The following is a 13,131-nucleotide window of genomic DNA, read 5'->3' on the forward strand; positions in this document are numbered from 1 at the left end:
AACCCACGGGCGCGTCCAGCTGCGGCCCGTACTTACATCCGATGGACCCAATCCGTGACGAAGCTTTTCTACTATCCCGGCAACGCCAGCATGGCGCCGCACTGCCTGCTCGAAGAAATCGGGCAACCCTTCGAACTCGTTCTTGTCGATCGCACGCAGAACGCCCACAAGTCGGCGGACTATCTCAAGCTCAATCCCAACGGCCTCATTCCCGTGCTGGCCGACGGCGACTTGGTGCTGTACGAAAGCGCGGCCATCTGCCTGCACCTGGCCGACACGCATCCCGAAAAGGGATTGGCGCCCGAGCTGGGCACGCCGGAACGTGCGCAGCTCTATAAATGGCTGATGTGGTTCACCAACACCATGCAATCGAGCCTGCTGGCCTATTTTTATCCCGAGCGGTGGGTTGACGCGGACAACGCATCGGGAGCAGGGCAGGTGAAGGCCCATGCCGAGTCGAAGATCGCGGGCCTGCTGGATCAGATGGAAGACCACTTGCGGAAATCCGGCGGCCCCTGGTTCCTGGGCGAGCGCTACACCGTGCTGGACCCGTTCGCCATGATGCTTTGCCGCTGGACCCGGGGCCAGTCCAGGCCCGCGCGCAGCATGCCCGAACTCGGCCGCTATTTGCCGCGCGTGCTGGCTCGTCCTGCCGTGCAACGCGCGTTGCGCACGGAAGGCCTGGAGCAGCCCTGGGTGTAATGTCGTTCATGTACCCGCACGGTGGAGATTTCTCGGAGATTTCGTATTTCGGATAGCGCAGGCCGTTGGTTGGCACTATTTTTACTGTAGCGTGCAGCCGGTGGGCCTAATGCCAGCCTGGCTGGCATGCAGTGTGGGTGTCTGCTGGTCAACGGAGTCAGGGAATGCGCTTCAAAACGGTTGCGTCGCACACCGACATTCCGCGCAGGACGATCCGGCCTGCCGCCAAAGCAGGGGTGGTGTTCATCGCAACGCTGTGGTCGGTGTCCTGCGGGGCCACCGAAGGCGGGTTGGGCCGGCAGATCGCCGGCACCAATGTCTTGCCCAATGCGGGTATCGTCGCTCCGACGCCCATTACGGTGGTTAACCTGACCCAGATCTATTTCGACGGAACAATCAGCGCCGGACGGGATGTGCCGATTGCCGGACAGACGTCGCTGGGACTGGATGGAAAAATATCCTTTACCCTGGCTTCGTTGCTCAAAACCTGGGATACCGGTACCGGCAGGTGGAATTTCGCTTCGGGCATCACCGTGCCCTATATTTGGACGAAAGTCGAGGCCAGGCTGAGCGGCCCGCGGCGCGGCGTGGCGGCCAGCGATACCGCGTCAAATCTGTACGATCTGTACGTAACGCCGATCACGGCGGGGTATCACTTTTCCGAGACCTCGCATATTGCGCTGAGCCTCAACGTATGGATGCCGACCGGAAGGTATGACGAAGACGACTTGGCCAACCCCAGTTTGAATACCTGGACGTTTGTGCCACAAGTCGCTTATACGAAAATTTTCCCGGAATCGAAATGGCAGCTCGATATGGTGGCGGGCCTGCAGCTGTACACGCGCAATTCGGCCACGGACTATCGCAATGCGCCGCTTTTCAGCCTGGATGTCATGGGGCGCCGGAAGTTCGACAATGGCGTCAGTGTCGGGTTGATTGTTGGAACGATACAGCAATTGGGCAGCGACAACGGGCCGACGGCCGATCGCCTGAGCGGATTCAAGGGGCGAGACTGGGCTCTGGGCCCGGTCCTGACTTATGACCGGAAGTTGGCCCATGACCGATCCCTGTCTCTCGGCCTTCGGTGGGTTCCCACGATCAGCAGCAAGAATCGGCTCGACAGCAACGATACCGTCATGGCGACGGCGGCGCTGATTTTTTAGCCATTCATCGGCGCAAATGGCAATTCCATTGATCCGTGTCTGCCTGCTGGCTGCAACCCTGGCCGCTGGCAGTCCGGCCATGGCCCAGCCTGGCTCGTTCACCGACCCCGACGATGGCGCCTTCGATGTCAGCGACTACCTGCTGAACCGGAAAGGTGTTTTTCCGGTTCCCATTATCATCACCGAGCCTGCGGTAGGATACGGCGGCGGGGCGATGCTGATGTATTTTTCGGAATCGCTGGCCGAAGCCGATCAGAAAGCCCGGCAAGCCGGCGAACCCGCGGCGCCGCCCAATTTCACGGGGATAGGCGCGTTGGCAACCGAGAATGGCTCGCGTGGAGCGGGATTGTTCCATTTTCATACCTGGGGTGGCGACCGGTTCCGCTATATGGGTGCGCTGGCGCGCGCCAAGTTCAACCTTGATTACTACGGCCCGCTCAATCATGGGCGCAGCTATGAACTGAAAGGCACTTTCCTGGTGCAGCAGCTGCTTGCACGGGTTGGCGATACCCGCTGGTATGTCGGGCCGCGCTATACGTACTTCAAGTCGGACACGCGCTTCACCGGCGCGGCTGCCAGCAGGCCTGCTTTTGGCGATCAGGAACTCAGCATCGGCAAGATCGGGCTGGTTGTCGACTACGACAATCGGGACAATATGTTTTATCCCACCAAAGGCAGCTATGCCGAGCTGGAAGCCCAGTTCGCTCGAAGCTGGCTGGGCAGCTCAAAGTCGTTCGAGACTTACCGCGCGCGTGGCTATACCTGGCTGCCGATCCATCCCAAGTGGACGCTGGGCTTGCGCCTGGACGCCCAGACCACCAGCGGATCGGTGCCGTTCTATGCCCAGCCGTATGTGGATCTGCGCGGTGTATCGCGCGGCCGGTACCAGGACCGGACCGCGCTGGCCGCCGAAATGGAATTGCGCTGGAACGTAACACCGCGCTGGTCGCTGCTGGGATTCACCGGGGCAGGCAAAGCCTATGGCCGCTGGAAATCGTTCGGCGACGCGTCCAATGTGGCCAGCGTCGGCGCGGGGTTCCGCTACCTGATAGCCCGCAAACTGGGCCTGGCGGTGGGCATCGATGTGGCGCACAGCAAAGATCAGAACGCCTTCTATATCCAGGTGGGCAGCGCCTGGCGTTGAACTTCGCGCAGATCATGATCGTGCCCGCGAGCGCTTCAGGGTATCGCTGGGAGATTCGCCGAATGCTCCGTAGTAGTACTGCGCGAACCGCGACATATGACGAAACCCCCATTTCATGGCAACATCCGATACGCTGCTTTCTGCGTCGCAAGTGAGCAGGTCGCGCAGCGCGCCATTCAATCGCGCAGTCATGAACCATCTTCCGGGCGTCATCCCGACGCCGCGGCGAAAGATCAGCTGCAACGCGCGCAGGCTGTACCCACTGCGCCTTGCGATATCGGACAAGGCAACGTCGGCCTCTGTGCCGGAAAGCACCAGCCGTTCGCACGCCGTAATCAAATGGTGGTGCCGCCGCTCGGTTGCCGAGCGCTCCGACTGGCGCGCCGGTCCCGCATCGAAAAGTGCATCCACATAGCCAGCCAGCAGCGAGGCCTGAATCTCTTTGGCCAGCTCGGGGGCCATTCCGCCAACCGGTTGAAGGCGCCGCGCCAGGGTCAACGCATCGTCGGTGAGGCATGTCAGCGCGGACCTTCCTCCACTGGACAAGCGTACCGAATAGGCCTCAAACCTGGACATTTGCAGAGGTTGTCCCGTGCGCGTGGTGGCAACCTGCTGAAGCAGGTCTTCAGGAACGACAAAATTCACCCAGCGCGACGATCCCGAGGCGTGATAAAGAAGCTCTACGCCTGCCGGATAAATTTGTATTTCATCGGTCTCGATGGCCGTGGTGTTAAACCGCGTTACATCGCCGCCTTCTGCCATGAAGCCTATAGAGACCGCTTCTTTGGGCATGCTGCCCTGGGCAATCACCGGAAAATTGTACCAACCTGTTTCCAGTCTGACGTCACCCAGCATCAGACGTTGATGTTCCATGGCCGTACGCTTGGAAGACAGGATTCGATGTTCGAAGCTCGCGCCATAAACCACGTCGAAAGCCTGGGACGGTTCAAAGCCCGAATAGACATGGCGCAGGTAGATCGGCTGAAACAGCATGGCAACCCCTCTTCCCAGATTTCGCTTTTCGGATAGCGCCCCGCAAAGATTCGCCATATTCTAACCACAGGTTATTCGTAAGGCTGAGTCTGAGCTTATGGCGGAGAACTACCGACAGGTCAAGGCGCGCATACGTACGCTGGAAGCAGAGGCGGAGCGCTTGCGCCGGCAGGAATTGCGGGACGTTCTGGCCGATATGCGTCGGAAAATCCAGGAATACCAGATCATGCCCGAACAATTGTTCGGACCGAATCTGTCGGATCTGGTGCGCTACAGGCACCCGGAAACCGGGCAGACCTGGAACGGCATAGGACGGCCGCCGAACTGGATCAAAGGAAAAGATCGTGACCTTTTCCATGTCGACTGACTACGCTGAATTGAAGCACCAATAAACAGCGGAGCCTTGACGAAAACAATAGAACATCAAAGACAGGCTCCGAGTACAGATATGCCAACTGGAAAAGGCCGGCTCAAACAACTCCAGCACAGGGGGTGAATCCACGAACGGCGGTCTGCATTGCGTTGTTCCCGCGCCATGGAATGGCGCTCCGGTTGGCAGGATATGGAGTCGGAACGTGAAACAGCAACTGAAAGTCGGTTTGGCAGCAGTCGCGATTCTCGCAGGGGCAGGGGTCTTGGGGGCCTATGTGGCGCACACGCAGTCCGACCCTGGTGCTCCGGCGGTGACACTGGGAGACGGCAAGAACGGGCCTGCCGGCATGGCGTGGATCGCTGGCGCCGAATTCCTGATGGGAAATGAGCACAAGCTTTCGCAGCCCAACGAACGGCCGGCCCATGAGGTGCGCGTCAGCGGCTTCTGGATGGACGTGCACGATGTCACGAACGCAGAGTTCCGGCGGTTCGTGGAGGCCACGGGCTATGTCACCACCGCCGAACAGAAGCCCCGCTGGGAAGACTTGAAACCGCAACTGCCGCCCGGCACGCCGCGCCCGGACGACAGCCTGCTGGTGCCGGGCGCGATGGTGTTCGTCGGCACGGCTACAGAGGTTTCGCTGCGCGACTACACCCGCTGGTGGCGTTTCGTTCCCGGTGCCAGCTGGCGTCATCCGCAAGGCCCGGGCAGCGACATCGCGGGCAAAGACGACCACCCCGTGGTGCAGGTGTCATACGAAGACGCACAGGCCTATGCCAAGTGGGCCGGCAAGCGGCTGCCTACCGAGGCAGAATGGGAGTTCGCGGCGCGGGGCGGCCTGGACCAGGCCACCTACAGCTGGGGCAATGATCTCAGCCCACAGGGCAAGCCCATGGCCAATATCTGGGACACCCAGCAGCAACAGCCTTTTCCCGTGGTCAGGGACGAGAAGATCCAGGTGGGCACCACGCCGGTGGGCAGCTTTCCGCCGAACGGTTATGGCTTGTACGACATGGCGGGTAACGTGTGGCAATGGACGGCCGACTGGTACAGGGCCGATGCCTTCGCTATTCAGGCGCAGTTTCGCGAGCCGCCGCTGGATCCTGCCGGTCCCGCCGACAGCTTCGATCCCGACGATGGCAATGTGCCGGCTTCTGCCCCCAAGCGCGTGACACGCGGCGGTTCTTTTCTGTGCAGCGACACCTACTGCATCAGCTACCGCGCCAGCGCCCGCCGCGGTACGGATCCGCTCAACGGCATGTCCCATCTGGGTTTTCGCACCGTAATGACCCCAGAACAATGGAAGCTGGCCCAGGCCCGCAAGGGTAGCGTCGCCAGTCGATGATCCGGAAGGCCGCTTGGGGAAGAGTGGCGTGTAGTAATCAAATTCGGGGAACAGGAATGGCGAATCGCGACGGCATTCTGGCGTTGGAGCACGCGGTCTGCGCGGCGGTGCTGGGCCAATCGGCGGTCATCCGCCATGTATTGGTCGCCTTGCTGGCCGACGGCCATGTGCTGCTCGAAAGCCTGCCGGGGCTGGCCAAGACCCGCACCGTCAAGGCGCTGTCTTCCCACCTGGCGGCAACGATGAGCCGCATCCAGTTCACGCCCGACCTTCTGCCTTCGGATATTACCGGCGCAGCAGTTCTGCAACAGGACGCCGAGGGGCGCCACCGCATCGAGTTCCAGCAAGGGCCGCTGTTCGGCAACCTGATTCTGGCGGACGAGATCAACCGCGCTCCTGCGAAAGTGCAATCCGCCCTGCTCGAGGCCATGGAAGAGCGGCAGATTACGGTGGGCGGCGTCACCCGGCCGATGCCCGGACTGTTCATGGTGCTGGCCACCCAGAATCCCATTGAGCAGGAGGGCACTTATCCGCTGCCCGAGGCGCAGATGGATCGCTTTCTGATGAAGATCCGGCTGGATTACCCTGGCGTCGAAGACGAGGTGGCCATGCTGGCCTTGCTGCGCGACGCATCTCCGGCAGGCGAACAGGCTGCCGTAAGGCTCTCGCAGGAGGCGCTGTTTGCCTGCCGGGCCGAGGTAGAGGGTTTGCATGTGGCCCCGGCAGTGGATCGCTACATCGTGGACCTGGTCAACGCCACTCGCCGGCCCGCCGACTATGACAACGACCTGGAGCGCTGGATACAGATTGGCGCCAGCCCGCGCGGCGCCATCGCGCTGGATCGCGCCGCGCGTGCGCATGCCTGGCTGTCCGGCGCGGATTTCAGCTCGCCGGACGATGTGCGCGCCGTGGCTCATGCGGTACTGCGGCATCGCCTGCATTTGTCGTACGACGCGGTCGCCGATGGAATTACCGCGGAACAGGCCATCGATCGGTTGCTGGACGCTGTTGCGGTGCCCGCATAGGAATAGTCATGATCCGCGCCGCGCACCCCGTCCACCCCACGCTGCTTGAGCTGATGGCATTGGAGGCGGCCGTGGCGGGCTTGTCATTTATTGCGCGCCAGCCGCTGGGCAGTGTGCTTGCCGGCCAGCACGGTTCGCGCTTGCGCGGACGAGGCCTGGACTTTGCCGAACTGCGCCGTTATGTACCGGGGGATGATTTGCGGCTGCTGGACGCGCGGGCTTCGCTGCGCCACGGCAGGCCCTACGTGCGCGCATACACAGAAGAGCGCGACCGGCCGACGATGATCGTGGTCGACCAGCGTATGAGTATGTATTTCGGTTCGGTGCGCTATTTCAAGTGCGCCGTGGCCGCGCGGCTGGCCGCGCTGGCCGCGTGGATGGCGTACCGTGGCGGCGATCGGGTGGGCGGGCTGGTGTTCGACGATAGCGGTGTGCGGGCGTTCAAGCCGCTGCGCAGCCGCGATCGGGTGCGGGCCCTGCTGGCCGGCGTGGTGCGCGCCAATGCGGCGCTGTCGGCTGAACGCCCAGAGAGGCCAGCCGCGCAGACTCTGGATGAGGCGCTGCGTGGAGTGCTGGCGCACGCTCCTCACGATTGCCTGGTCTGCATCATCAGCGACTTCGCTGGCGCCGGGGATGACACGTTGCGTTCGCTGAGGCTGCTGGCCGCACACAACGATGTCATCGCCGCACTGGTCTACGACCCGATGGCACAGAATCTGCCGAGCCGCGGACGCCTGGTGGCCACGCAGGGCGAATTGCAGCTGGAGATCGCCGTGGGACGGCAGCGCGAACGCCAGCCGCTGGCGGATTTCTTCAGCGGACGCCTGCGCGAGGTGGCGGATCTTCTGCGGCATAGCCGCGTGCCGCTGTTGTCCGTCAATACGGCCGATGACACGCTGCCGCAGCTGCGCAGCGAACTGGGCCGGCAGCAGATCGGGGCACGGATATGAACGACACGCTGCCCGGCCTGGATCAACTTCGCGAGTTGCCTTTGCCGGCGGCCGTCCCTTATTGGCCGCAGACGTGGGGCTGGGCGGTCGTGGGGGTACTGTTGCTGGCTGGTGCCATGTGGGCGGCGCTGTCCTATCGACGCCGGTATCGCCGCAATCGATACCGGCGGCAGGCGCTGCGGGAACTGGCGCATCTGGCTGGCGCGGCGCAGACGGATCCGCTGGCGGCGCGCGCCCTGCCGGGCTTGCTCAAGCGTGCCGCGCTGGCGGCGCAGCCGGACGGCCAGCGCACGAGAGTGGCCGCGTTGAACGGCAGGGCCTGGCTGGCCTATCTGAACCGGGCCGGCTCGTCTCCAGCGTTCCCGGCCGGCAGCGCGAAGGTGCTGGCGACGCTGGCTTATGCGCCCGATGCAGCAGTGCGCGCACTGGACCCGGGTATCCTGGGGCAGCTCATCGCCGCCAGTCGCGACTGGCTGGAGCGCCATCATGTGGCGGCTTGAGTATCCCTGGCTGCTTGCGGCCGCGCTCCTGGGGCTGGCCGCGTATCGATGGCTGCCGCCGTATGTGCAGGGCAGGAGCGCGCTGCGGCTGCCATTCTTCGATACGATGGCGCGGCTTACCGGCAAGTCGCCGGCACGCCCTGGTGTGCGCGGCGGCGGTGCTCAACTATGGCTCAACGCCGTGGTGTGGCTGCTGCTGGTGCTGGCGCTGGCACGTCCGCAATGGGTCGAGCCACCCTTGACCCACACTGAGCCGATGCGCGACATTTTGCTGGCCGTGGATATCTCACAGTCAATGGACAGCGACGATTTCCGCGACTCGCAGGGCCGTCAGTTGTCGCGCTGGAGCGCGGTCAAGACTGTGCTGGCCGACTTCATCGCGCAGCGCCCGGACGACCGGCTGGGATTGATCGTGTTCGGTACCGGGGCCTATCCCCAAGCGCCTCTGACGCGCGACCATGCATCGCTGCAGCTGTTGCTGAGCCAGGCCGCGGTAGGCATGGCGGGGCCCAATACGGCAATCGGTGACGCCATCGGGCTGGGTATCCGCATGCTGGATGCGGCGAAGGAGCGCGACAAAGTGCTGATCCTGCTGACCGACGGCAATGACACGGGCAGCGCGGTACCGCCATCTCGCGCGGCCGCGCTGGCGGCGCAGCATGGCGTCACTGTGCATACGATAGGCATCGGCGATCCCGCGGCAAGCGGAGAAGACCGAGTCGATTTCAATGCTTTGCGCGAGATCGCGCGCACGGCCAATGGCCAGTTTTTCCTTGCCCAGGACGGTGCTGCGCTGCGGGATGTCTACGCCACGCTCGACCGCATTACGCCTCGGGAAATCAAGACGCTGCGGCACCAGCCCAGGCGCGATCATTTCTGGGTGCCGCTGGGCCTGGCACTGTGCCTGCTGGTCTTGTGGCATGGGATGGCGGCATTGCGCGCCTGGCGAGATGGCCGCGTCGGTGCCGCGGAGTCCGGGCCGGGCGAGAAGGACGAGGCATGGACATCGACCTGAGCGCCTTTCATTTCCTGCGGCCCTGGTGGCTGTTGGCCGCACCGGCAGCGCTGCTGTTCTGGTGGGCGCGGCGCAACGAACGTATGGCGGCCGGGCGCGACAGCCGGATTGCGCCTGGCCTGCTGCCGTACCTGAGCATACGGACACCGGGCAGCTACGGCCCCCGGCCCATTGATGCGCTGGCCCTGGTGCTGGCGCTGGGAGCGCTAGCCGCCGCAGGCCCGACCTGGCAGCGTGACGAGCCCGCGTTCCTGGATAATGTGGCACCGCTGATCGTAGCGGTTGATTTGTCGTCGTCGATGGACCGCACTGATGTGCCGCCGTCCCGGCTCGAAGCTGCCAAGCACACATTGCGCGACCTGGCCGCGCGGCGCGCCGGTGCCAGAACAGGGTTGATTGCATACAGCGGCAGCAGCCATCTGGTGCTGCCGCCGACCGACGATGCAAATCTGCTGGATTTGTTCACCCAGGCATTGTCCACCGGTCTTATCGAGCGCCGGGGCAGGGATTCGGCCGGCGCCATCGCGCTGGCGGTGCGTGTACTGGCGGCCGAGCGTGCCGGCGGCACTTTGTTGCTGCTGACGGACGGCGCAGACCGCCAACAGCTGGATTCGGTTCGCGAACAAGCGCGGGCCGCGCGCGGCCTCCAGGTGCTGGTGATGGCAGTCGGGCAAGCGGACATCGACACCGCGGCCCTGCGTGAGCTTGCGAGCGCAGCCGGCGCGCCGCTCGGCAGCCTGACCGGAGGCCCCGACGATCTGGACTGGATCGTGCTGCACGCACAGCAGCATTTCCGCGCCGTGCAGGATGCGCAATCCGGGCCTGTTCACTGGAAGGATGCCGGATATTGGTTGTGCTGGCCATTGGCCCTGGTGGCGCTGCTCGCGATCCGGCGCGGATGGAGCGTCGCCTGGACGGCGTGCCTGCTGGCCGCGGCCATGACGAGCGTGCCGCCGGATACGCGTGCGGGTGGACTGGCAGATGCGTTCCTGAGCGCCGACCAGCAGGGCCGTCTGGCATTTCAGCATGGCCGCTACGGCGCGGCCGCACAGCACTTTCAGGATCCGTACTGGAAGGGCAGGGCAGCTTACCAGGCAGGCGACTACCCGGCCGCGTTGGCGGCATTCTCAACTCTGGAAACACCCGAGGGCTACTTCTACGCAGGCAATACGCAGGCTCGTCTGCGGCACTACGATGCCGCGCTGGCGGCCTACGACCGGGCACTGGCGATCAGGCCGGGCTGGGACGCGGCCGCTGTCAATCGTGGAATCGTGGCACGGCTGCTGGCCGCCATGGAGCAGCAGCAAGATCAGCAAGCCCAGCCGCCGGACCGCGTCATCGCGGACAAGACCGCGCAGGCCGGGAAAATGGCTGAAACGCCCGTGGCGCAGGCCGCTTCCGAGGATATGTGGCTGCGCAACCTGACGATATCGCCAGCGCGCTTCCTGCGTGGAAAATTCGCCGCCGAGGACGCCGCGGGAGGGGGGCCATGATGAGTTGGCGCCGATTCTTCGCATGGGCCCAGGCATGCCTGGCCGTGGCTTGCGCGCAAGCTCTTGCCCAGGAAGCGCCCGCGCTGCGAGTTACCGCACACCTGCAGACGCCTGCTCAGGCACAGGTCGGCGCAACCCTGAAATTGGAGTTGGAGGTTGCCACACCCACCTGGTTCACGCAGCCGCCCCGGCTTCCCGCGCTGGAGCTGCCCGGCGTCATGGTGACGGCGCCCGCCGGGCAGGGAGCCATCGTGCGCGAGCAGCATGATGGCGTGACTTACAACGGGCTGCGCTATATCTATTTGCTGAGCCCGACCGTCGCGGGCACGCTGCGGGTTCCGGCATTGACGGTAAGCGCACAAATCGGGCCAGGCCGAACGGCCGTCACAGCCAGCAGCACGCCGTTTTCATTTGATGTAGCGGCGGGCACGAGCGCGGCCGGCGGGCGCGGCGTTGCTACCGGCAAATTTACGATATCGCAGGGTTTCGACTCGTCGCCTGACCCCCTGGTCAAGGGGGGGCGAGTAACGCGCAGCATTACGCAGCGAGCCGAAGGGGAGCAGGCGATGCTGCTGCCCGCCGCGCCGCTAGACGATGTGCCGGGCTTCAAGCGTTACCCGCGCGAGCCGGAAGTCACCACACTGACAGATGGCCGTGGCGGGTTCGTCGGCGGGCAACGCATCGATCGTGCCGACTACGTCGCCCAGCAAACGGGCCAGCTTAGTCTGCCCGGCCTGGTCTTGCACTGGCGCGACAGCACAACCGGGCTGCCACGCCGACAAGAATTGCCAGGGCGGACTTTCTCGGTTAGCGCCGGGCCGCCGGCCGATCCGCCATTTTCACTGGCGCAAGACCTGGCGCAGTTGCGGCACGATCTGCGCTGGGTGCTGCCGGGGGCGTGGCTGGCGTGGGGGGCAGGCTTGGCGGTTGTTGTGCTTGCGGTGTGGCTGGGGTGGCCCTGGTGGCGCTGCGGCATGCAGGCAATGCGGCTTCGGCTGCGGCAGGCACGCATGCGCCGGCGTGGTAGCGAGCCCTGGCACTGGCGTGCCTGGCGTCGCGAAGCGCGCCGGGAAGCCGAGCCGTGGACCGCGTTCTATCGATGGCTAAGGGTGGCTGCCGGCGTTGATGACTTGCGCGCGGCCGTGAGGCGGCTGGGCAAATCTGACGCCGCGGCAGCCGATCAGGCATTGCGCGGCGCATACGGAAAACCCGCTGCCGGCGCCTGGCGCGCCATATTGCTCCGGGCTTCACCCCAATGGCGGCGCACCTGGCTGGCGCAGCACACACCGGCCCGGCCTCACGCTCTGTCTGAAACGTTGAATCCAACAGGGGCCGCCGGCCCTGCCAGCTCATTCAAAGAAGGAACACGATGATGGAGAGAACGCCCTTGGGAGCGTTGCGGCGCTGGGTCGCCTGGGTGGGGATGTCGGCCATCGCGTTGCTGATGTCGGCCTGCGCGGGGCCGCATGCGGGGTCGCACTCCGCCGATCTGCCGTCCTGGAACGACGGCCCTTCGCGGCAGGCAATCGTCGCATTCGTACAGGCGGTGACAGCCCCCGGCAGTCCGGATTTCGTTCCGGCCGAGCAGCGCGTCGCGGTGTTCGACAACGACGGCACGCTATGGAGCGAGCAGCCCATGTACTTCCAGGTGTTGTATGCCCTGGACCGCATTAAGACCATGGCGCCCCAGCATCCCGAATGGGCACGGCGCCAACCGTTCAAGGCAGCCATCGAGGGCGATCAAGCTACGCTGGCCAGATCGGGCCAGGCCGGGCTGATGAAAATCGTGGCCGTGACGCAAACCGGTATGAGCGTCGACGATTTCACCCGGGATGCCGCCGCCTGGGCAGCTACGGCACGCCACCCGCGCTTCAACCAGCGTTACATCGACATGACCTATGCCCCCATGCGCGAGTTGCTGGGCTACCTGCGCGCAAGCGGGTTCCAGACTTACATCGTTTCCGGTGGCGAAGTCGAGTTCATGCGTGCCTGGGCGCCGGCCGTCTACGGAATCCCGCCCGAGCAGATTATCGGCACGACGTTCGTGACCACTTTTGACAATCGGCCGGGCGCGCCCGTGCTGTGGCGCGAAGGAAAGCTGGCATTCAACGACGACGGCCCGGGAAAACCAGTGGCCATACAACGCCATATCGGCCGCCGTCCGATCATGGCATTTGGCAATTCCGACGGGGACCTGCAGATGCTGCAGTGGACCGCAGCAGGCGAGGGACGGCGCTTTGCCGGGCTGGTGCATCACACCGACGCGCGGCGCGAATGGGCCTATGACCGGACCTCGCAGGTGGGCCGCCTGGACCAGGCGCTGGACGAGGCCCGGCGGCAAGGCTGGACCGTGGTGGACATGCAGGCCGAATGGAGCCGCGTGTACTCGTTCGAACATACGAAATAGAGCTTGATGTGGGACGTAACG

The 13,131-nt window shown here is 64.4% G+C and carries 13 protein-coding genes; 12 read left to right on the forward strand and 1 reads right to left on the reverse strand.

Features of this window, described 5'->3' with window-relative positions; genetic code table 11:
• Positions 1-54: 54 nt before the first annotated feature.
• The 3 genes from J2P76_RS18055 (at position 55) to J2P76_RS18065 (ending at position 3,009) form a co-directional block, all read left to right on the forward strand.
• On the forward strand, positions 55-702 hold the full coding sequence (locus tag J2P76_RS18055) for a glutathione S-transferase family protein (protein ID WP_347565333.1): 648 nt from the start codon (positions 55-57) through the stop codon (positions 700-702).
• Between the two features lie 164 nt (positions 703-866).
• Positions 867-1,865 (forward strand): SphA family protein, encoded by a 999-nt coding sequence (locus J2P76_RS18060; RefSeq protein WP_207409042.1) that lies wholly within the window; start codon positions 867-869, stop codon positions 1,863-1,865.
• A 16-nt stretch (positions 1,866-1,881) separates the two neighbouring features.
• Entirely contained in the window at positions 1,882-3,009 is a 1,128-nt protein-coding gene (locus J2P76_RS18065; protein WP_207409043.1) for a BamA/TamA family outer membrane protein, read from the forward strand.
• 12 nt (positions 3,010-3,021) lie between these two features.
• Here the strand turns inward: J2P76_RS18065 and J2P76_RS18070 are convergent, their stop codons facing one another.
• Positions 3,022-4,002: a helix-turn-helix domain-containing protein gene (locus tag J2P76_RS18070; RefSeq protein WP_207409044.1), complete on the reverse strand. Its 981-nt coding sequence runs from the start codon at positions 4,000-4,002 to the stop codon at positions 3,022-3,024.
• Positions 4,003-4,099: 97 nt separating this feature from the next.
• Between J2P76_RS18070 and J2P76_RS18075 the strand changes: the two genes are divergently transcribed.
• From J2P76_RS18075 to J2P76_RS18115, 9 genes are all read left to right on the forward strand, one after another.
• Positions 4,100-4,369 (forward strand): H-NS family nucleoid-associated regulatory protein, encoded by a 270-nt coding sequence (locus J2P76_RS18075; protein WP_207409045.1) that lies wholly within the window; start codon positions 4,100-4,102, stop codon positions 4,367-4,369.
• Positions 4,370-4,577: 208 nt separating this feature from the next.
• Positions 4,578-5,720: an SUMF1/EgtB/PvdO family nonheme iron enzyme gene (locus J2P76_RS18080; RefSeq protein WP_207409046.1), complete on the forward strand. Its 1,143-nt coding sequence runs from the start codon at positions 4,578-4,580 to the stop codon at positions 5,718-5,720.
• A 56-nt stretch (positions 5,721-5,776) separates the two neighbouring features.
• A complete protein-coding gene (locus J2P76_RS18085; protein ID WP_207409047.1) occupies positions 5,777-6,745 on the forward strand; it encodes an AAA family ATPase in 969 nt (322 codons plus the stop codon).
• An 8-nt stretch (positions 6,746-6,753) separates the two neighbouring features.
• Complete coding sequence (locus J2P76_RS18090) at positions 6,754-7,695, forward strand: DUF58 domain-containing protein (RefSeq protein ID WP_207409048.1); 942 nt, start codon at positions 6,754-6,756, stop codon at positions 7,693-7,695.
• Positions 7,692-8,195 carry a DUF4381 domain-containing protein gene (locus tag J2P76_RS18095; protein WP_207409049.1) on the forward strand — a complete coding sequence of 168 codons (504 nt, stop codon included), beginning with the start codon at positions 7,692-7,694 and terminating at the stop codon, positions 8,193-8,195. The genes J2P76_RS18090 and J2P76_RS18095 overlap by 4 nt, the downstream gene beginning before the upstream one ends.
• On the forward strand, positions 8,182-9,210 hold the full coding sequence (locus tag J2P76_RS18100) for a vWA domain-containing protein (protein WP_207409050.1): 1,029 nt from the start codon (positions 8,182-8,184) through the stop codon (positions 9,208-9,210). The genes J2P76_RS18095 and J2P76_RS18100 overlap by 14 nt, the downstream gene beginning before the upstream one ends.
• Positions 9,195-10,703, forward strand: coding sequence for a VWA domain-containing protein (locus J2P76_RS18105; RefSeq protein WP_207409051.1), 1,509 nt, complete (start codon positions 9,195-9,197; stop codon positions 10,701-10,703). The genes J2P76_RS18100 and J2P76_RS18105 overlap by 16 nt, the downstream gene beginning before the upstream one ends.
• The gene (locus J2P76_RS18110) at positions 10,700-12,076 is read left to right on the forward strand and encodes a BatD family protein (protein WP_207409052.1); all 1,377 of its coding nucleotides are present in this window, start codon (positions 10,700-10,702) and stop codon (positions 12,074-12,076) included. Before J2P76_RS18105 ends, J2P76_RS18110 begins: the two co-directional genes overlap by 4 nt.
• The gene (locus tag J2P76_RS18115; RefSeq protein ID WP_207409256.1) at positions 12,076-13,110 is read left to right on the forward strand and encodes an HAD family hydrolase; all 1,035 of its coding nucleotides are present in this window, start codon (positions 12,076-12,078) and stop codon (positions 13,108-13,110) included. The genes J2P76_RS18110 and J2P76_RS18115 overlap by 1 nt, the downstream gene beginning before the upstream one ends.
• Positions 13,111-13,131 lie beyond the last annotated feature (21 nt).

Source organism: Bordetella petrii, from assembly GCF_017356245.1.
Classification (GTDB): domain Bacteria; phylum Pseudomonadota; class Gammaproteobacteria; order Burkholderiales; family Burkholderiaceae_B; genus Bordetella_A; species Bordetella_A petrii_D.

Coding starts and splice junctions, on each gene's coding strand:
- J2P76_RS18110 (WP_207409052.1), top strand. CDS start 10,700: ATGATGAGTTGGCGCCGATTCTTCGCATGGGCCCAGGCATGCCTGGCC.
- J2P76_RS18090 (WP_207409048.1), top strand. CDS start 6,754: ATGATCCGCGCCGCGCACCCCGTCCACCCCACGCTGCTTGAGCTGATG.
- J2P76_RS18115 (WP_207409256.1), top strand. CDS start 12,076: ATGGAGAGAACGCCCTTGGGAGCGTTGCGGCGCTGGGTCGCCTGGGTG.
- J2P76_RS18075 (WP_207409045.1), top strand. CDS start 4,100: ATGGCGGAGAACTACCGACAGGTCAAGGCGCGCATACGTACGCTGGAA.
- J2P76_RS18105 (WP_207409051.1), top strand. CDS start 9,195: ATGGACATCGACCTGAGCGCCTTTCATTTCCTGCGGCCCTGGTGGCTG.
- J2P76_RS18065 (WP_207409043.1), top strand. CDS start 1,882: ATGGCAATTCCATTGATCCGTGTCTGCCTGCTGGCTGCAACCCTGGCC.
- J2P76_RS18060 (WP_207409042.1), top strand. CDS start 867: ATGCGCTTCAAAACGGTTGCGTCGCACACCGACATTCCGCGCAGGACG.
- J2P76_RS18070 (WP_207409044.1), bottom strand. CDS start 4,002: ATGCTGTTTCAGCCGATCTACCTGCGCCATGTCTATTCGGGCTTTGAA.
- J2P76_RS18095 (WP_207409049.1), top strand. CDS start 7,692: ATGAACGACACGCTGCCCGGCCTGGATCAACTTCGCGAGTTGCCTTTG.
- J2P76_RS18100 (WP_207409050.1), top strand. CDS start 8,182: ATGTGGCGGCTTGAGTATCCCTGGCTGCTTGCGGCCGCGCTCCTGGGG.
- J2P76_RS18085 (WP_207409047.1), top strand. CDS start 5,777: ATGGCGAATCGCGACGGCATTCTGGCGTTGGAGCACGCGGTCTGCGCG.